Source organism: Rothia halotolerans, from assembly GCF_004136635.1.
Classification (GTDB): Bacteria; Actinomycetota; Actinomycetes; order Actinomycetales; family Micrococcaceae; genus Rothia; species Rothia halotolerans.
In genome coordinates this window covers 89,692-108,284 of record NZ_NOIU01000005.1, presented here as the reverse complement: position 1 = coordinate 108,284, position 18,593 = coordinate 89,692, and the positions used below count along the sequence as shown (strand labels likewise).

Sequence of the window (18,593 nt, the reverse complement as noted above, 5' to 3'; positions counted from 1 at the left end):
TTTGGCATACTGGGAGGATGGAGTCCGTACTGCGTCCGACGAGCCTGACCGACCAGGCGATCGAGGCGATCCGCGGGGCGATCCTCAGCGGCGACCTGGTCCCCGGCGAGCTCTACACCGCGACCCAGCTGGGGGACCAGCTGAAGGTCTCCCGCACCCCGATCCGCGAGGCGCTCCAGGAGCTGGCCCGGCGCGGCATGGTGAGGGTCGAGAAGAACCGCGGCGTGCGGGTGCTGAGCACCAGCGTGCAGTCGGTGATCGAGGTCTTCCAGCTCCGCCTGATGCTGGAGGTGCCCCTCTCCCGGCGCGCGACGCAGCTGCGCACGCCGGAGACGACCGCCGAGCTGGAGGCCGCCTACGCGCGCTTCGCCGAGGCTGCGGACTCGGGCGACGCCGACGCGGTGCTGCGCGCCGACCGGGACTTCCACGGCGCGCTGATCTCCGGCGGGCGCAACGCCAAGGCGCGCGCCGTGCTGCAGGAGCAGCGCGACTTCGTGCTCAGCACCGGCAAGGGGACGGTGCCGACCTCGCGCTCCCCGCGGGAGTGCTTCGAGGACCACGCGGACATCATGGCAGCCTTCCGGGCCGGCGACGCCGGGGCCGTGGGCGACGCCGTCGCCCGCCACATCGGCCACACCGCCAAGATGCTCATCCGGCAGGAGACGCGCAGCCGCGCGGAGTTCGCCGACGTCGACGCCGACGAGGCCATCGATTGGCTGCTGCACTAGCCCTCCCCTCCTGGCCGGCGTCGTCCGCCGGTCGCTTCGCTGTGGTGTGGATTACAAGATCCTGACAGGTTGCATGCAACATGCAAGAAGAGATCGCAGAGACCCTGCCGCGCGCCCCGAGCCGAGGCGCGCGGCGTCCGCACCGGCGGGTCGGCACGGGGCGCGACGCCACGGCGACATACACGGTGGGACGCCCCACTTCGGGGCATACTGGTGGGGATATGTATGTACTGATCGTTGCCCAGCACTGCGCATCCGGCCGGGAGAGAGCGGCCGCTCCGACGCACGACGAGGCCGCCCGGCCTGCCGCAGCGGCGCCCCGCGCCGCGACCCCCTCGACGGCGGCGCAGCTGGCCGAGCGCCTCAACGCCCTCCCCGTGCCCGACGGAAGCCGCCCGGTGCCGTTCTCGACGACCTACCCGGACGAGGTCAGGGCGGTCTTCACCGAGCCGGCGCCCGCCCTGAGCGCCGCGCTGCACGCCATCCGCGAGCGGGGCGTGCTGGCGGGGATCGGCGTCGGCGCGCTCGAGCTGGGCGACGGCGAGCCGGAGGGCCCGGCTCTCGGCTACGCCCGCGCGGCGATCGAGCGCTGCGCGGCGAGGCTGCCGTGCCGTGACGTCGCGGCCGAGGGGGAGGATCCGGGGCTCTCGGACGCGATCACCTCGATGCTGCGCCTGCTGGCACGGATCATCGACCACCGTACCGAGGCCGAATGGCGGGTCGTGGACCTGCTGGTGCCGGACGTGCGAGGGCAGCACCGGGCCATCGCCCAGGCGCTGCACATCTCGCCGCAGGCGGTCAGCAAGGCCCTCATCCGCACCGGCTGGCACGAAGAGGCCGCCGGGCGGGCATCGGCCGCGGAGCTGCTCGGCCGGCTCTAGGCCGGCGCCGGACGGCCGGACGGGCGCGGCGCCGGGAGGGGCCGCAGAGGCCGGACGAGCGGCCCCGGGCCCCGCCTCGCCTACCCCTCCTCCGCGTTCCCGCCCGGATCGGTGATGAACCCCTCGGAGACCATCCAGTCGAAGGCGACCTGGGCGGGCTCCTCGCCCTCCACGTCCACGCGGTAATTCAGCTGCTGCAGGGTCTCGTTGTCGAGCTCCTGCGAGACCTGCTCGTAGCGGTCCATGAGCTCGGGGTACCGCTCGGCCATCTCGGTGTTGAGCACCGGGGCCACGTTGTAGTGCGGGAAGAAGAGCTTGTCGTCGTCGAGCACGGTGAGGTTCAGCGCCGGGATGCGGCCGTCGGTGGTGAAGACCTCGCCGAAGTTGCAGGTCTCGCCGTCGGCGGTCGCGGTGTAGACGGAGCCGGTGTCGAGGATCGCGATGTTGTCCTCCGGGACGCCGTCGGGGGTCCCGCGGGGGATCCCGTAGGTCTCCAGCATGGGGTTGATGCCGTCCTGGCGGGAGTTGAACTCGGACTCGACGCAGAACGTGCGCTCCTCGACCGGCACCTTCGCGATGTCGGAGAGGCTCTTCATCCCGTATCGGTCGATGATCTCCTGGCGCGCCGCGAAGGCGTAGGTGTTGTTCATGGGGGCGGGCGCGCCCCAGGTCAGGCCGTACTCGGCGTCGGCGTCCCGGACCGCCTCCCACTGCCGCTGCTGGTCCTTGATGCCCTGCTCGTGGCCCAGGTAGGTCAGCCACGCGGATCCGGTGTACTCGAAGAACACGTCCGCCTCGTGGGTGGCCATGATCTGGCGAGTGGGCTGCGAGCCGGGGATGTTGCTCAGGTCGGTGACCTCGAACCCCGCCGCCGAGGAGGTCAGCGCCGCGATCTTCCCGAGGATCAGCTGCTCGGTGTAGTTCTTGGAGGCCACCACCAGCTCCTGGCCCTCGGCCCCTTCCACGGGCTCGATGCTCCCCTGCCCGAGCTCGGGCACGTAGGAGCCGGCGGGCTGGAGGCCGCAGCCTGCCAGGGCCAGCGTCGCGACGACGCCGAGCCCGAGGACCTTGATTCTTTTATGAGAGGACAACGTGGGTTCCTTGATGTGTCTCGTGAGGTGAGTGCCGGGGTGACCTGGCGTCCCGGTGGGAGTCCTACGACTCCTGGATGAAGCCTTCCTCCACCATCCAGTCGAAGGCGACCTGGGCCGGGTCCTGGCCCTCGACGTCGACCTTGAGGTTCATGTCCCGCATCTTCTCGTCCGTGAGGCGGGCGACGACCTCGTTGTAGCGGTCCTCCAGCTCCGGGTACTGGTCGAGGAACTCGGTGTTCAGCACCGCCGAGGCGTTGTAGGCGGGGAAGAAGCTGCGGTCGTCCTCGAGGACGGTGAGGTCCAGCGCGTCAATGCGGCCGTCGGTGGTGAACACCTCGCCGAAGTTGCAGGTCTCGCCGCCGGCGGTGGCGGAGTAGACCGTGCCGGTGTCGAGGATCGCGATGTTCGAGTCGGGCACACCCTCGGGGGTGCCGCGCTCGATGCCGTAGGCGCTGAGCATCGGGTTCAGCCCGTCGCTGCGGGAGTTGAACTCGGAATCCACGCAGAGGGTGCGGTCCTCCACGGGGACCTTGGCCATGTCGGAGAGCTTCGTGATGCCGTTGGCCTCGGAGTAGTCCGAGCGCACGGCCATGGCGTAGGTGTTGTTCAGCGTCCCCGGCGCGCCCCAGGTCAGGCCGTTGCCGAGGTCCTCGTCGTGGACCGCCTGCCACTGCTCCTGCTTGTCGGGGATGCCCTTCTCGTGGCCCATGTAGGTCAGCCAGGCGGTGCCGGTGTACTCGATCGTGACGTCGGCGTCGCCGGTGGTCATGAGGTTACGGACGGGCTGTGAGCCCGGGACGTTGGTCAGGTCCTGGACGTCGAAGCCCGCGGCATCGCCCGTCAGCACGGCGATCTTGCCGAGGATGATCTGCTCGGTGAAGTTCTTGGACGTCACGACGAGGTTCTCCCCGTCCGCCCCCTCCACGGGCTCGATGCTCCCCTCGGCCACGGCCGGGACCTCTGACGTCGAGGGGTTCAGGCCGCAGCCGGCCAGGGCGAAGAGCCCGACGAGGCCGAGCGCCGTCGTCGCGGTGTGCTTTCTGCTGAACATGATTCTCACGGCCTCCTCGGTCGCGGCTTCTCGTGGATCGTTCTAGAGCCCCCGCGGGCGGGCGACCTGCTCGAAGAGCCTGGCGATCCAGTCGATGGTCAGCGCCAGGAGCGCCACGAGCAGGGAGCCGGTGATGAGCACCTTGTCCAGGGCCAGGTTCACGCCGGTGGTGATCAGCAGGCCCAGCCCGCCGCCGTCGATGAACGCGCCCAGGGTCGCGGTGCCCACCAGGAGCACCAGGGCGGTGCGGATGCCGGCGAGCATCACGGGGAGAGCCAGGGGCAGCTCGATCTTGAACAGGACCGCGGCCGCGCTCATGCCCATGCCGCGGCCGGCCTCGATGAGCCTCCCGTCGACCCCGCGCAGGCCCACGATCGTGTTGCCGAGCACGGGCAGGAAGGCGTACAGGATCAGGGCGACCACGGTGGCCTCGAACCCGAAGCCGAGCCAGAAGGCGAAGAGCACGACCAGGCCGATCGCGGGCGCCGACTGGCCGATGTTGGCGATCGCCATGACCGGGGTGGTGTACCGGCGGAACGGCCCGCGGGTCAGGAGGATCCCGAGCGGGATGGCCAGGACCAGCACGATCACCGCCGCGACGACCGTGAGCTTCAAGTGCTCGAGGGTCAACCCCCACAGATAGGAGACGCTCAGGGTCACCCGCTCGGTGTCGGTCAGGTCGGCGTTGCTGATCCAGAGGGCGACGGCGCCCAGGGCCAGGAGGATCACGATCGGCTGGACGATCAGGCCCGTCCACTGGCGGCGGCCCGTGTCCAGCGCTGCGCTGTCTGATGCGGTGCTCACGGGCGTCCCTCCGGGCGGTCGGGGTTCTCGGCGGCGCCCCCGGAGGGTGTGCCGTCCGCGGCGGAGCTGCCCTGCTCGGGGCGGGTGCCCGCCCAGGGCGTTCCGGAGGTCGTCTCGGGCTCGGCGGAGGCCGAGGCCGGCTCGGCGGCGCTCCCGCCCGCGGACGGGGCCTGGTCACCGGGCGCGGCGTGGCGGCCGGTACGGACCGCGGCGTGGGAGCCGGCTCCGGCCTCGTCCTCCGCCGCGTCGTCGCCGTGGCCGTTCACCCGCGGGATCTCGCCGGTGTTGTTGCCCACCGGGGCCTGCTGGCGGGAGGCGTTCTCCCGCAGCTCGCGGATCGCGTTCATCACCGTCTCCACGGAGATCAGCCCCTGGAACTGGTCGCGGTTGCCCACCACGATCGCGGATCCGGTGCTGGCCTGGAGCATCGAGTCCAGGGCATCGTTCAGCGTCGAGCCGGTGGAGACCAGCGGGAGGTTCTCGTCCCGGGTCTTCGGCAGCTCGGTCATCCGCTTCAGCTGCTCGCGGGAGAGCCAGGCCAGCGGGCGGTCCCGCTGGTCCAGGATCACGGCGTTGCGGCGCTCGGCGAGCGTCACCAGCTCGAGCACCTCGGCCGGCTTCTGCTCGGGGCGCCCGATGACGCCGGGACGCATGTCGACGTCCTTGACGCGGGCGAAGTTCAGCTGCTTGAGCCCCGCCCCGGAGCCGATGAAGTTCTCGACGAACTCGTTGGCGGGGTTCGCGAGGATCTGCTCGGGGGTGTCGTACTGGACGATCCGGGCGCCCTCGTCGAAGACGGCGATCCAGTCGCCGAGCTTCACGGCCTCGTCGAAGTCGTGGGTCACGCAGACGATCGTCTTGTGCAGCTCCGCCTGGATGTTGATCAGCTCGTCCTGCAGGCGCTGCCGGGTGATGGGGTCGACGGCGCCGAACGGCTCGTCCATGAGCAGCACGGGCGGGTCGGCGGCGAGCGCGCGGGCCACGCCGACGCGCTGCTGCTGGCCGCCGGAGAGCTCCTTGGGGTAGCGGTCCCGGTAGGTGTCCGCGTCGAGGGAGACCAGGTCGAGCAGCTCGTCGACCCGCTCGGCGATGCGGGACTTGTCCCAGCCCAGCATCTTCGGCACCAGCCCGATGTTGGCCGCCACGGTCAGGTGCGGCAGCAGCCCGCCGGCCTGGATCACGTAGCCGATCTTGCGGCGCAGCTTGTCGCCGTTGATGTCCGTGACGTCCTCGCCGTTGATGATCAGCCGGCCCTCGGTGGGCTCGATGAGGCGGTTGATCATCTTCAGCGTGGTGGTCTTGCCGCAGCCCGAGGGACCCACGAACATGACGATCTGGCCGGCGGGGATCTCCAGGGTCAGCTGGTCCACGGCGGGCTTCTTCCCGCCCCCGTAGCGCTTGGTGACGTTCTCGATCAGGATCGCTGCGCCGGTGGACGACTTGTCGGTGTTCTCAGACACGGATACCCCTTGAGGTGGTCAGGCGGCCGATGATGAGGAGGGCCGCGTCGAGTATTTGAGCCAGGATGACGACGGCGATGACGCCGACGGCGACGGACTCCAGCGAGTTGGCCCCGCCCAGGCGGGAGAGTCCGGAGAAGATGTAGCTGCCGAGCCCGGGGCCCAGGACGTACGCCGCGACGGCGGCGATGCCCATGGTCATCTGCGCCGAGACCCGCATGCCGGCGAGGATCACCGGCCACGCGAGCGGGAGCTCGACCCGGAAGAAGGTCTTGGCCCGGCTCATGCCGATGCCGCGCGCCGCCTCGATCGTGGAGGCGTCGACGCCGGCCAGCCCCACCACCGCGTTGCGCAGGATGGGCAGCACGGCGAAGAAGACCACCACGATCACGGCGGGCACGACGCCGAAGCCGAACGGGATGATCAGCAGGCCGATCAGGGCGAAGGAGGGGATGGTCAGACCGATGGCCGAGACGTTGTTGGCCAGGGAGGTCAGGCCCCGGCTGCGGTAGCACAGCGCTGCCAGCAGGATCGCGATGACGGTGGCGAGGATCAGGCACTGCACCACCAGGCTGAAATGCTGCCAGCTGGCGGACAGGATCTGCTCCCACCGCTCGGCGAAGAATGAGCTCATAGTGGTCCTTGGGTGATCGGCGAGTGACGTGTGAGACAAAGCTCCAGCTCTCCACAATAATCAGTCTGCTGATTTTGACCAACTCGCCTCTCCGCGGGCCCGCTGCGACGACCCGGGCTCAACGGCGCCGCCGGCGCGCGGCAGCGGCCCGGCGCGGTGACGGCCCCGGCGCGCGATGAGGGCCCGGAGCGCGACGCCCCTGCGGCCCCGGCAGGCCGGCGAGCCCCGCCTCCCACCGCTCCCGGCTCCCTAGCGCTTCGCCTTCTCACCGGCGACGTACACGGCACGGACGCTCCGGTCGTCCCCGAGCATCATCAGCGCGAACAGCAGCTCCGCCGTGCTCTCGGCATGGTCCGCCCGCCGCCCGAGCACCGGGGTGGCCCAGGGGTCCAGGACCACCAGGTCCGCGTCCTTTCCCGGCTCCAGGCTGCCCACCCGGTCGGCCCGGCCCAGCGCCTCGGCGCCGGCCAGGGTGGCCAGCCGGAGGGCCTCGAAGGGGCCTATGGGCTCGCCGACCATCCGGCTGACCTTGTACGCCTCGTTCAGCGAGGCGAGGGGCGAGAGGTTGGTGCCGGCGCCGACGTCGGACCCCAGCCCGATCCGCAGCCCCCGGCGGCGGAGGCGCCCGAACTCGAAGAGCCCCGACCCGAGGAAGAGGTTCGACGTCGGGCAGTGGGCCAGGGAGGCTCGGGCCGCGGCCAGCCGGTCCAGCTCGCCGTCCGAGAGATGGATGGCGTGGCCGAAGACCGAGCGCTCCCTGACCAGGCCATAGCGCTCGTACACGGCGGTGTAGTCGTCCTCGTCGGGGAAGAGCTCGCCGACCCATCCGCACTCAGGCAGGCTCTCCGCCAGGTGAGTCTGGATCACGACGTCGGGATGCTCCTCGGCGAGCCGCCCCAGGAGCTCCAGCTGCCGCGGGGACGAGGTCGGCGCGAACCTCGGGGTCAGGGCGTACTCGAGCCGCCCCCGGCCGTGCCAGGCCTCCAGCAGCTCCAGGCTCTGCTCGTAGGCCCGCTCGGGGGTGTCGAGCAGGTGCTCGGGGGCGTTGCGGTCCATGCACACCTTCCCCGTGATCAGGCGGAGCCCCTTCGCCCGCGCGGATCGGAACAGCGCATGGACCGAGCCGGGGTGGACCGTGGGGTAGACGCACGCCGTCGTCACCCCCTGGGCGATCAGCTGCTCGGTGAAGAAGTCCGCCGCCTCCGCGCAGTGTGAGGCGTCGGCGAAGCGCGCCTCGGCGGGGAAGGTGTAGTTCCTCAGCCACTCCAGCAGCTCCAGGCCCGGCGAGGCGATCATGTTCATCTGGGAGTAGTGGACGTGGCAGTCCACGAAGCCGGGGACCACGAGGCTCTCGCCGTGGGGCTCCACCGGGCCCTCGGGATACCGGGTGAGGACCTCGGCCGCCTCGCCCACCGCGAGGATGCGCCCGTCCCGCACCGCCACCGCTCCGCGCTCCAGGTCGAGCACCTCCCCCGAGGGGCCCCCGACGGGAGTGACGACGTGCCCCGTCACGATGCGCAGAGCCGCCTCCCCGCCGTCGATGGGACCCCTCCGGCCCCGCTCCGTCTCGCTCACTGCCCGTGCCCTCTCTCCCGTGGGATGCGCCGCTCGTCCGCGGGACCGGACTGCGCCGATGCCGACGCCGCCCCGGCCGGGACCGCCCCGGCGCGGCGTCGGCGCGCCCGCCGTGCCGCTATTCCCTGCCGTCGAGGATCATCCTGATCTGGCTCGTGTCCGTCACCTCGCCGGAGGCGATGGCGTCCCGCACCTCCGCCGTCCTGTCGTCCGGGACCTGCGGGACCTCCACCCCGTCGCGGTCCACCAGTCTGCCATCGGTCACCGCGTCGCCCTCCCGGAGCTTCTGGAGCTCCGAGGCCGTGAGGAAGCGGATGGGCTTGGCCGCGAAGACGGAGGGGTCCTTGGAGTTGCCGAATCTGATCTCGTTGAACAGGAGGTTCAGCAGCACCGCCATGATGGCGGCGGAGGAGATGCCAGAGGAGAAGATGGTCTGGAACCAGGAGGGGAAGTCGCCGTAGAAGTCCGGCTGGACCATCGGGATCATCCCGAAGGCCAGGGAGACGGAGACGATGATGAGGTTCATGTTCCCCTCGAAGGAGACGCTCTTGAGGGTGCGGATGCCCGAGCCCGCGACGGTCCCGAAGAGCACCATCCCCGCCCCGCCCAGCACCGGCATGGGGATGGCCGCCACGACCTGGCCGAGGATGGGCAGCAGGCCCATGATCACGAGGATGACCCCGCCCGCGGCCACCACGAAGCGGCTCCGCACCCCGGTGAGGGCGATCAGGCCGATGTTCTGCGAGAAGGCGGTCTGGGTGAAGGAGCCGAAGATCGGGGCGAGGGTCGAGGAGAGCATGTCGGCCCGGAGCCCGTTGGCGATGCGGCGTCGGTCCACGGGCGTCTTGACGACCTCGCCGACCGCGAGGAGGTTGGCCACCGTCTCCGTCTTGGCCACCAGGATGACGATGAGCATCGAGACGATCGCCGCGACGTCGAAGCTCGGCAGCCCGAAGCCGAAGATCTCCGGCAGCGCCGCCCAGGAGCCCTCGCCGACCTCGGAGAAGTCGGTGAGGCCCATGAACACCCCGACGACGGTGCCGAGCACGAGCCCCAGGAGGATCGAGAGCCGGGAGAGGGTCGCGGACCCGACCTTGCTGAAGAGGAGCGTGATCGCCAGGGTGATGAAGGCCAGGAGCACGTTGGTGACGGCGCCGTAATCGGCGGCCTCGGCGTCGCCTCCCATCGCCCAGTCGGAGGCCACGGGGATGAGGCTCAGCCCGATGGCGGCGATCACCGTCCCGGTCACCACCGGCGGCAGGAAGCGGACGATCGAGGCGAAGAACGGGGCGATCAGGAAGCCGATGGCGCTGGCGACGATCACGGCCCCCAGCACCGTGGTGATGTCGTTGCCCGGGGTGGCGAGGATGGCGAGCATCGTGGCGACGCCGCCGAAGGTGACCCCCTGGACGACCGGGAGCTTGGCTCCGAGGAAGGGGACTCCCACGCTCTGCAGGATCGTGGCCAGGCCTCCGACGAAGAGGCTCGCCGTCACCAGGATGGCCGTCTGGCCCGCCGGGAGCCCGATGGCGCCTCCGACGACCAGGGGGACCGCGATGAGGCCGCCGTACATGGTCAGGACGTGCTGCAGGCCGAAGACGATCATCCTGCCGATCGGCAGCCAGGCGTCCTCGGGTCGTTGGGAGGAGGCGGGGATCGAGGTGCGTCGGGCGGATGGTCGGGGTTTGTTGTCGGTGCTCATCGGGGGACCCTTCCCTCACAGGGGGCCGGGAGAGGCGAAGCCGTCGGACCCTGGCCCAGGAAACGGAGAACTTTCACAATGCGGTATTCGTTCTTCGCATCGCGGCTAGTGTAACTCGGATCACTCCCGGAATGACAAATGTTTCCCGGTTGCGACTCTGTCCCCCACCCGACGCTGCCGACCGATCCGAAATTCATGGGGAAGGGGCGAGCCCGGTGATTTCCCGGTTGATTCGAGGGGAATCTGAAAAGACTCCAGTTCATTTTCCAGGGGGGATGGAGTGGTCCAAGCCACTCCGGGAATTCCGACCGCAAGCCCCCGGATCGCCCGTGTGACGCAGCGGAGGAAGCCAACCCTCCGCCTCGGAGAGCCCCGGAATACCGCCCGAACAAGACCGGAGCCCCGTGTACAGCCGAGTAAAATTCCACGATGCGGATTCGCGCTTCCGTCAAAGGTGCTACCATGACTCAACCGCAATGCTCGGGGAAACCCGCATCGGACTCGCCTTGTTGGGTGGGACACCACGTTGAGAGGAAACGCGCCACGCGGTTCGTCTTCCCCGCTCCCCACCGCCCTCAGCGCGTTCAAGGCATTCGAAGAATTCAAGGAGGAAGCGACGATGGGGTCATTCCAGATAACCGTCAACGGGCAGCCACGGGTCGACGACGACGTGCCCGTGCACCTCAACCTGTTGGACTGGCTGCGCGGCCTGGGGCTCACCGGCGCCAAGGAAGGCTGCGCGGAGGGTGAGTGCGGGGCCTGTGCCGTCCTCGTGGCCCGCCCCGACGGGCGCGGCGGCTCACGCTGGACCTCCGTCAACGCCTGCCTGACGCCGGCGCTGGCGCTCGACGGGCAGGAGCTGGTGACCTCCGAGGGCCTCGGCTCCGCCCCCGGTCCCTGCACCACGGAGGACCTGCACCCCGTCCAGCGCGAGATGGCCGAGCGCGGGGGCTCGCAGTGCGGCTTCTGCACCCCCGGCTTCGTCTGCTCCATGGCCGCCGAGTACTACCGCCCCGAACGCGCTCCCCTCCCCGCCGCGGAGAAGGAGGCGGAGATGGGGGAGAACGGCTTCGACCTCCACGCCCTCAGCGGCAACCTCTGCCGCTGCACCGGCTACCGACCCATCAAGGACGCCGCCTACGCCCTGGGCATCCCCGAGCCGGAGGACCCCCTGCTCGAGCGCCAGGCCCTCGCGGCCCCGCCCGCCCGGCGCACCGAGGTGCGCACCACGGCGTCGACCTTCCTCCGCCCCGCCACCGTCGAGGAGCTCGCCGAGCGCTACGCCGAGCACCCGGATGCCACGCTGCTGGCCGGGGCCACCGACGTCGGCGTCGAGGTGAACATCCGGCACACCCGGCCGCGGCTGCTGCTGGCCATCGACCACCTCGAGGAGCTCCGCTCCCTCCGGTTCGCCGAGGACCACGTGGAGCTCGGCGCCGCCATGACTCTCTCGGAGCTGGAGCGCTCCCTGGCGGGCAGGATCCCCCTGCTCGCGCAGCTCTTCCCGCAGTTCGCCTCCCGGCTGGTGCGCAACAGTGCCACCCTCGGCGGGAACCTGGGCACCGGATCGCCGATCGGGGACTCGGCCCCCGTGCTGCTGGCCCTGGACGCCTCGCTGGTCCTGTTCTCCGCCTCCGGCGAGCGCACCGTGCCCCTCTCCGAGTACTTCACCGGGTACCGCCGGACGGTCCGGCGGGAGGGCGAGTTCCTCCGTGCCGTGCGCATCCCGCTCCCGCTGGCGGAGACCACGGCCTTCTACAAGGTCGCCAAACGCCGGTTCGACGACATCTCCTCGGTCTCCACCGCCTTCGCCCTGCAGCTCGAGGAGGGCAGGATCTCTTCGGTCCGCATCGGCCTGGGCGGCGTCGCGGCCACTCCCCTGCGGGCCCGTGCCGCAGAGGAGGCCCTGCTGGACCGCCCGTGGACGGAGGAGACGGCGCGCGAGGCCTCCGTCGCCATGACCTCGGAGAGCACCCCGATGGACGACCACCGGGCGAGCGCCCGCTACCGCTCGGCGATGCTCGAGCAGTCCATGATGCGCTTCTTCGCCCAGCACCGACCCTCCGAGCACGTGGGAGCGAGCCGATGAGCACCGTCATCCATCCCCCCGCCAGCACCGCCCCCGAGGGGGTGGGTGCCCGCACGGCCCATGAGAGCGCCGGCCAGCACGTCACCGGAGCGGCCCTCTACACCCAGGACCTCGCCCTCCGGGACAGCAGGACCCTGCACGCCTGGCCCGTCCAGGCCCCGCACGCCCATGCGCGCGTGACCTCCCTGCGGACCGAGCGCGCCCGGAACGTCCCGGGCGTGGCCGAGGTCCTCACCGCCGAGGACGTCCCCGGCCTCAACGACTCCGGGGTCAAGCACGACGAGCCGCTCTTCCCCTCCGAGGTCATGTACTACGGCCACGCCGTGTGCTGGGTCCTCGGCGAGACCGTCGACGCCGCCCGCCAGGGCGCGGAGGCCGTGGAGGTCGAGTACGAGCCGCTCCCCTCGATCGTGACGCTCGCCGAGGCCATCGAGGCCGAGAGCTTCCAGGGCGCCCGCCCCCTCATGGCCCGCGGCGAGGCCCGCGCCGCGCTCGACGCCGCTCCCCGCCGCTTCCGCGGGTCCTTCGAGTTCGGCGGCCAGGAGCACTTCTACCTCGAGACCCACGCCTCCTTCGCCCGCGTGGACGAGGGCGGCCAGGTCCTGGTCGACTCCTCCACCCAGCACCCCACCGAGACCCAGGAGATCGTGGCCCACGTCCTGGGCCTGGCCAGTCACGACGTGACGGTGCAGTCGCTGCGCATGGGCGGTGCCTTCGGCGGCAAGGAGATGCAGCCCCACGGCCTCGCCGCGGTGGCCGCCCTCGGCGCGGTCCGCACCGGCAGGCCGGTCAGCCTCCGGCTGACCAGGACGCAGGACATCACGATGACCGGCAAGCGCCATCCCTTCCACGCCGAGTGGGAGGTCGGCTTCGACGAGGAGGGACGGATCGCGGCGCTGGAGGCGACACTCACCTCCGACGGCGGCTGGTCGCTGGACCTCTCGGAGCCCGTGCTCTCCCGCGCCCTGTGCCACATCGACAACGCCTACATGATCCCCAACATCGAGGTGCGGGGCAGGATCGCCCGGACGCACAAGACCTCCCAGACCGCCTTCCGCGGCTTCGGCGGGCCCCAGGGGATGCTGGTCATCGAGGATATCCTGGGCCGCTGCGCCCCCCTGCTGGGGGTCGACGCCGGCCAGCTGCGGCGCCGCAACTTCTACCGGCCCGGCGAGAGGACGCCCTACGGCCAGGAGGTCCGCCACGCCGAGAGGCTGCAGGACATCTGGGACACGCTCGCCGAGCGCGCCGACGTCGCCCGCCGCCGGGCCGAGATCGCCGAGTTCAACGCCGCCCACCCGGAGGCCAAGCGGGCACTGGCCATGACGCCGGTGAAGTTCGGCATCTCCTTCAACTTCACCGCCTACAACCAGGCCGGTGCCCTCGTGCACGTCTACAAGGACGGCTCCGTACTCATCAACCACGGCGGCACGGAGATGGGCCAGGGGCTGCACACCAAGATGCGGCAGGTCGCGGCCACCACCCTCGGGGTCCGCCTCGACCGGGTCCGCCTGGCGCCGACCCGCACCGACAAGGTGCCCAACACCTCCGCGACGGCCGCGAGCTCCGGAGCGGACCTCAACGGCGGGGCGGTGAAGAACGCCTGCGAGCAGATCCGCGAGCGCCTCGCGCAGGTCGCGGCCGGGAAGTTCGGGGGCCACCCCCACGACATCCGCTTCGCCGACGACGCCGTGAGCGCCCTGGGCAAGAAGCCCATCCCCTTCCACGACGTGGTGCGCGACGCCTACTTCCAGCGGGTCCAGCTCTTCGCCGCCGGCTACTACCGCACCGAGGGGATCCACTGGGACCTCGCCAAGATGCAGGGCGACCCCTTCAAGTACTTCGCCTACGGCGCCGCGGCGAGCGAGGTGGAGGTCGACGCCTTCACCGGCTCCTACCGGCTCCTGCGCACCGACATCATCCACGACGTCGGCGACTCCCTCTCCCCTCTGGTGGACATCGGCCAGATCGAGGGGGGCTTCGTCCAGGGCACCGGGTGGCTGACCCTCGAGGAGCTGCGCTGGGACGTCTCCGAGGGCGAGCGGCGGGGCCGGCTGGCCACGCAGGCGGCGAGCACGTACAAGCTGCCCAGCTTCTCGGAGATGCCCGAGGAGTTCAACGTCCACCTCTTCGAGCGGGCCACCGAGTCCGGCGTCGTCTACGGGTCCAAGGCCGTCGGCGAGCCCCCGCTGATGCTGGGGATGAGCGTGCGGGAGGCCCTGCGCACCGCGGTCGAGGCCTTCGGCCCCGGCGGGGTCGAGGTGGACCTCGGCTGCCCGTCCACCCCCGAGGCCGTGTTCTGGGCCCTGCGGGAGGTCTCGGGCCGCGAGCCCGCCGGCGAGGGCGGGCGCGCCGAGGAGGAGCGCGAGGAGATCGGCAGCGGAGAGGGCCCCGGGCCCCAGGCGGCCAGGTCGCCGCGGGAGGCGGAGTCGGTCTGATGGAGTGGCTGACCGCTCTCCAGCGTCTGCACGAGGAGGGCGTCCCGGCCGTTCTGGTGACCCTGACGAGGGTCCGCGGGCACGCGCCCCGGGCGGCCGGCGCCAAGATGGTCGTCTCCTCCCGAGGCTCGTGGGACACCATCGGCGGCGGGAACCTCGAGGCCACCGTGATGGACCGGGCGCGCCGGATGCTCCGGGAGGGCGCTGCCGAGCCGCTCTCCCTGGAGATCCCGCTCAGCGAGCACGCCCGCACCCGCTACGGCCAGCAGTGCTGCGGCGGGGAGGTCTCGGTGCTGCTCGAGCCCGTCGAGGCGCCGCCCGTCGTCGCGATCTTCGGCGCAGGGCACGTGGGCCTCGAGCTGGTCCGGGCCCTCTCGCGGCTGCCGCTCACCGTGCACGTGGCGGACAGCCGGGGCAGCGCCGTCGAGTCCGCCCGGCCCCTCGCCGAGCTCGAGGGCCCCGCGAGCATCCGCGTGCACCACGCCCCGGCCCCGGAGACCCTCCTGGCGGAGCTCCCGGCGGGCAGCCACGTGCGGATCATGTCCCATGACCACTCCGAGGACCTCGTCCTGTGCGACGCCGCCCTGCGCCGGGATGATCTGGGGACGCTCGGCCTGATCGGCTCCTCCGCCAAGTGGGCCCGCTTCCGCAAGAGGCTCCGCGAGCTGGGGCACGACGACGCCGCCGTCTCACGCATCGCCTGCCCCATCGGGATCCCCGGCGTCACCGGCAAGTCTCCCGCCGTCATCGCCCTCAGCGTGGCGGCGGAGCTGGCCGAGCAGACCCACGGCGCGAGGCGGGGCGCGGACCCGGCCGAGGCTCCGGGCGCGACACCGCACGCGGGACGGACCGAGGCCCCCGGCGTGAAGCCGCACGCGGGCGGGACCGAGGCCCCCGGCGCGACGCCGCACACGGCACGGACCGGAGCCCCCGGGGCCGGCCCGCCCGAAACATGACGAGCAGTTGCGCCCCGGCACCGCGCCGACCGACCATAAGAGGTGGACCATCCCCTGATCTTGAAGGATCCACATGGCTGAACACACCTTCGGATTCCGCACCCGGGCGCTGCACGCGGGCGGAACCCCCGACTCCGAGCACGGGGCCCGCGCGGTGCCGATCTACCAGAGCACGTCGTTCGTCTTCAAGGACGCCGACGACGCCGCCAACCTCTTCGCCCTGCAGAAGTACGGCAACATCTACTCCCGCCTGGGCAACCCCACCGTCTCCGCCTTCGAGGAGCGCGTGGCGTCCCTGGAGGGCGGCATCGGCGCCGTCGCCACCGCCTCCGGCATGGCCGCGGAGTTCATCACCTTCGCCGCGCTGACCCAGGCGGGGGACCACATCGTCTCCTCCGCCCAGCTCTACGGCGGCACCGTGACGCAGCTGGACGTGACCCTGCGCCGCTTCGGCGTGGAGACCACGTTCATCGACTCGATGGACGCCCAGGCCTTCAAGGACGCGCTGCGGCCCAACACCAAGGCGATCTACACCGAGGCCGTCTCCAACCCGGCGTGCCAGGTGGCCGACCTCGAGGGGCTGGCCGAGGTCGCCCACGAGGCCGGCATCCCGCTGGTGGTCGACGCGACCATCTCGACGCCGTACCTCGTCCGGCCGCTCGAGCACGGCGCGGACATCGTGATCCACTCGGCGACGAAGTTCCTCGGCGGGCACGGGACGACGCTGGGCGGCGTCGTCGTTGAGTCCGGCCGCTTCGACTGGGGCAACGGCAACTTCCCCTCGATGACCGAGCCGGTCCCCTCCTACAACGGGGTCTCCTGGTGGGGGAACTTCGGCGAGTACGGGTTCCTGACCAAGCTGCGCTCGGAGCAGCTGCGCGACATCGGGCCCTCACTCGCGGCGCAGTCGGCGTTCCAGCTGCTGCAGGGCGTGGAGACCCTGCCCCAGCGCATGGACGCGCATCTGGCCAACGCCTCGGAGGTCGTCTCCTGGCTCGTGTCGGACCCGCGCATCGCGTACGTCAACCACGCGGGCCTGGCCGACCACCCGCACTACGAGCGCGGGCGGAAGTACCTGCCGCTGGGCGTCGGCTCGGTGTTCAGCTTCGGCGTGGCGGGGACCGGGGAGCTCTCGGCCCGGGCGGTCGGCGAGCGATTCATCGAGTCGCTCCAGCTGGCCAGCCATCTGGCCAACATCGGCGACGCCCGCACCCTGGTGCTGCACCCGGCCTCGACCACGCACCAGCAGCTCACGCCCGAGCAGCTCGCGGCGGGCGGGGTCGGCGAGGACCTGATCCGCATCTCGGTGGGCCTGGAGGACCCCGAGGACATCCTGTGGGACCTGGACCAGGCGCTGGCCGCCGCCACCGGGCTCGACCGGGCGGGCGAGCCCGTCACGGGGGCCCCGGCCGAGGACGCCGTGTCCTCGGGCGCCGGTGCGGCCTCCCCCGGCTCCGCGGCCGAGGGCAACGCCGCGGTCGACGGCGGCGGGACGGCGATGAACGCCGCCTGCTGCGTATCCACCGATCAGAGGGAGGGCTAGAGATGGCCGAGGCCAACCCGCAGCAGCCGCAGCCCGTGCGCACCTGGACGGGCCCCTCCGCCCCGGAGCGGCTGAACATCCTGCACAACACCCGGACCGTGGCGATCGTGGGCATGTCCGACAAGCCCGCACGCGCCTCCTACTTCGTGTCCACCTACCTGCTCTCCAGCTCGCCGTACACCGTGTACTTCGTCAACCCCATCCTGGCGGCGAAAGGCAAGGAGGTGCTGGGACAGAAGGTCTACACCTCGCTGGAGGAGCTCCCCGAGGCACCCGACGTCGTCGACGTCTTCCGCCGGCACGAGGACCTTCCCGACGTGGCGCGCGAGGCGGTGGCCGCGGGGGCGAAGACCCTGTGGCTGCAGCTGGGCTCCTGGAACGAGGAGGCCGCGGCGATCGCCGAGGAGGCGGGGCTGAACCTGGTCATGGACCGGTGCATCAAGATCGAGCACGCGCGCTTCCACGGCGGGCTGCACCTCTCGGGCTTCAACACCGGGGTCATCTCCTCGAAGCGCCAGCGCCGGGCGTAGGTCCGTCCGGCGGCGCCCTGCCCCGCGGTCCGGACGAGCTCCCCGCGCGTCCGGGCCGCGGGCTTCAGGGCCGCAGCCGCTGCTGCGTGATGGCCCGGCGGATCAGGATCACGGCGTGCGGGACGTCGGCCGTGCCGATCCGGTGCGTGCGCTCGAGCTCCTCCGGCCCCACCACGACCTCCGCCCACCCCATGTGCTCCGTGCGCCGCCGGCGCCGCTGGTCCCGCTGGCGCTGCCGTGCCTCCCCGGCGCGCGGGTGCCGCACCTGGATGCTGACCCCGGCGGACATCTCGGCCAGGTCGGAGCGGAAGACGATCTCGCCGTAGGCGTTGCGGATCGTGGCCCCCGCGTGCAGCCCCTTGATCCCGTAGTCCTCGCAGGCGAGCCGCAGACGGGTGTGCACCGGCGAGGCGGCGCCTGCCCGGGCCCGGCGCATGGCGGCGTCGAAGGCCCTGATGCCCCGGATCCGCCGGTGGGTGCGCCGGAACTCGAACAGCTCGGCCCTGCTCACCGGCCGGGGCCGGATGGGCGCGCTCCCCTCCCCCGCCCTGCCGTCCCCGGCCCTCCCGCGCTGCTCGAACAGGCCGTCCAGCACGCAGACCAGCTCCTCGTGCTCCAGGAGGTCGGCCAGGTCCAGCACCGTGCGCAGGGGCGAGGTGATGGAGATGCCGGCCACCCGCACCACGTCCTGCCCGTCGTAGGCGCACTGACGGCTGATGACGCCCGCCCGGCGGACCCGGCTGTGGCCCGGGCCCCGGTTCAGGTGGATCGTCCGGTGGGCGCGCAGCCACTCCGGCAGCCGCATCCCGTACATCTGGGCCGCCGTCACGGAGTTCACGACGCTGCCCGGCAGGGCGCGGGCCAGCGCCGCGGCCTCCTCCCACGGCTCGCGGGCCGGCTCGCCCGCATCCGGCACGAATTCCCCCGTCCCGACGCCGCGGGACCGGCCGGGCCGCACGGCCCTCCCTGCCACGGTCTCTCCGGCGAGGGCATCGCGCGCCGAGGCCATGAGGTCCATCGGGTCCCCGGCCTCCGCCGGCCCGAGGCCGCCCTCGCCCGTGCCGTGTGCGGGCCCATCCATCGCGTCCATGGCTCCCACTGTCGCGGG

15 protein-coding genes are annotated in these 18,593 nt (G+C 71.6%); 7 read left to right on the top strand and 8 right to left on the bottom strand.

Annotated features, from left to right (window positions below):
• The first annotated feature begins 17 nt into the window (after positions 1 to 17).
• Together EWV39_RS12855 and EWV39_RS12850 are read left to right on the top strand one after the other, a co-directional pair.
• On the top strand, positions 18 to 728 hold the full coding sequence (locus EWV39_RS12855; RefSeq protein ID WP_129661044.1) for a GntR family transcriptional regulator: 711 nt from the start codon (positions 18 to 20) through the stop codon (positions 726 to 728).
• A gap of 221 nt (positions 729 to 949) precedes the next feature.
• Positions 950 to 1,609, top strand: coding sequence for a recombinase RecJ (locus EWV39_RS12850; RefSeq protein WP_129661041.1), 660 nt, complete (start codon positions 950 to 952; stop codon positions 1,607 to 1,609).
• Between the two features lie 80 nt (positions 1,610 to 1,689).
• Here EWV39_RS12850 and EWV39_RS12845 read toward each other — a convergent pair whose 3' ends face one another.
• The 7 genes from EWV39_RS12845 to EWV39_RS12815 all read right to left on the bottom strand — a co-directional run bounded on the left by EWV39_RS12845 (position 1,690) and on the right by EWV39_RS12815 (position 9,929).
• Positions 1,690 to 2,700 (bottom strand): glycine betaine ABC transporter substrate-binding protein, encoded by a 1,011-nt coding sequence (locus tag EWV39_RS12845; protein WP_238148348.1) that lies wholly within the window; start codon positions 2,698 to 2,700, stop codon positions 1,690 to 1,692.
• Between the two features lie 64 nt (positions 2,701 to 2,764).
• Positions 2,765 to 3,754, bottom strand: a complete 990-nt coding sequence (locus EWV39_RS12840) for a glycine betaine ABC transporter substrate-binding protein (RefSeq protein ID WP_129661039.1) — start codon at positions 3,752 to 3,754, stop codon at positions 2,765 to 2,767.
• A gap of 42 nt (positions 3,755 to 3,796) precedes the next feature.
• Entirely contained in the window at positions 3,797 to 4,558 is a 762-nt protein-coding gene (locus EWV39_RS12835; protein ID WP_129661036.1) for an ABC transporter permease, read from the bottom strand.
• Positions 4,555 to 6,018, bottom strand: coding sequence for an ABC transporter ATP-binding protein (locus tag EWV39_RS12830; RefSeq protein WP_129661034.1), 1,464 nt, complete (start codon positions 6,016 to 6,018; stop codon positions 4,555 to 4,557). The genes EWV39_RS12835 and EWV39_RS12830 overlap by 4 nt, the downstream gene beginning before the upstream one ends.
• Complete coding sequence (locus tag EWV39_RS12825) at positions 6,011 to 6,652, bottom strand: ABC transporter permease (RefSeq protein ID WP_129661031.1); 642 nt, start codon at positions 6,650 to 6,652, stop codon at positions 6,011 to 6,013. The genes EWV39_RS12830 and EWV39_RS12825 overlap by 8 nt, the downstream gene beginning before the upstream one ends.
• A 249-nt stretch (positions 6,653 to 6,901) precedes the next feature.
• On the bottom strand, positions 6,902 to 8,227 hold the full coding sequence (gene guaD / locus EWV39_RS12820) for a guanine deaminase (RefSeq protein ID WP_202864938.1): 1,326 nt from the start codon (positions 8,225 to 8,227) through the stop codon (positions 6,902 to 6,904).
• 118 nt (positions 8,228 to 8,345) lie between these two features.
• Positions 8,346 to 9,929, bottom strand: coding sequence for a nucleobase:cation symporter-2 family protein (locus EWV39_RS12815; RefSeq protein WP_129661028.1), 1,584 nt, complete (start codon positions 9,927 to 9,929; stop codon positions 8,346 to 8,348).
• 619 nt (positions 9,930 to 10,548) lie between these two features.
• Between EWV39_RS12815 and EWV39_RS12810 the strand changes: the two genes are divergently transcribed.
• The 5 genes from EWV39_RS12810 (at position 10,549) to EWV39_RS12790 (ending at position 17,485) form a co-directional block, all read left to right on the top strand.
• Positions 10,549 to 12,018 (top strand): xanthine dehydrogenase small subunit, encoded by a 1,470-nt coding sequence (locus tag EWV39_RS12810; protein ID WP_129661025.1) that lies wholly within the window; start codon positions 10,549 to 10,551, stop codon positions 12,016 to 12,018.
• Positions 12,015 to 14,456, top strand: a complete 2,442-nt coding sequence (gene xdhB, locus EWV39_RS12805; protein WP_129661022.1) for a xanthine dehydrogenase molybdopterin binding subunit — start codon at positions 12,015 to 12,017, stop codon at positions 14,454 to 14,456. Before EWV39_RS12810 ends, xdhB begins: the two co-directional genes overlap by 4 nt.
• Entirely contained in the window at positions 14,456 to 15,412 is a 957-nt protein-coding gene (xdhC, locus tag EWV39_RS12800; protein WP_129661019.1) for a xanthine dehydrogenase accessory protein XdhC, read from the top strand. Before xdhB ends, xdhC begins: the two co-directional genes overlap by 1 nt.
• Before the next feature lie 73 nt (positions 15,413 to 15,485).
• Positions 15,486 to 16,955 carry an O-acetylhomoserine aminocarboxypropyltransferase/cysteine synthase family protein gene (locus EWV39_RS12795; protein ID WP_129661016.1) on the top strand — a complete coding sequence of 490 codons (1,470 nt, stop codon included), beginning with the start codon at positions 15,486 to 15,488 and terminating at the stop codon, positions 16,953 to 16,955.
• Between the two features lie 2 nt (positions 16,956 to 16,957).
• Entirely contained in the window at positions 16,958 to 17,485 is a 528-nt protein-coding gene (locus EWV39_RS12790; protein WP_129661013.1) for a CoA-binding protein, read from the top strand.
• A gap of 64 nt (positions 17,486 to 17,549) precedes the next feature.
• On the opposite strand, the gene EWV39_RS12785 is transcribed toward EWV39_RS12790, so the two are convergent.
• Positions 17,550 to 18,566 (bottom strand): hypothetical protein, encoded by a 1,017-nt coding sequence (locus EWV39_RS12785; RefSeq protein ID WP_129661011.1) that lies wholly within the window; start codon positions 18,564 to 18,566, stop codon positions 17,550 to 17,552.
• Positions 18,567 to 18,593 lie beyond the last annotated feature (27 nt).